The 388-nt window shown below is 36.3% G+C and carries 1 rRNA gene; it reads left to right on the top strand.

The window, feature by feature from the left end:
• Positions 1–67, top strand: a 16S ribosomal RNA gene (locus tag H5090_RS20590); the annotation flags it as partial.
• Positions 68–388 lie beyond the last annotated feature (321 nt).

A 388-nucleotide genomic window follows, 5' to 3' on the forward strand; every position in this document is an offset into this window, starting at 1 on the left:
ATTCATGACTGGGGTGAAGTCGTAACAAGGTAGCCCTAGGGGAACCTGGGGCTGGATCACCTCCTTATACGATTTAGAACTTATTTGTTCGTAGTGTCCACACAGATGATTGTTAATTAGTGCTTGTCCTTCGGGATAACTAATTAATATGCTCTTTAAAAATTTGGAAAAGCTGATAATAAAATTCTGATAGATACTTTGTATTTATCAAGAGTTTTCAAAAGTAAAAAAAGAATGGTAGCAGTACCATTCAGTGCCATTTGATTAACGTTTTACGTTGATTGATTGGTATCTACTTTAGTATTCAATATTGACTTCTGGCGAAGTTAAACTGTCACAAAACAAAGACCCGTTTGGGTTGTATGGTTAAGTGACTAAGCGTACACGG

Source organism: Pseudoalteromonas sp. SR43-5 (genome assembly GCF_014163835.1).
In the GTDB taxonomy this organism is placed as follows: domain Bacteria; phylum Pseudomonadota; class Gammaproteobacteria; order Enterobacterales; family Alteromonadaceae; genus Pseudoalteromonas; species Pseudoalteromonas distincta.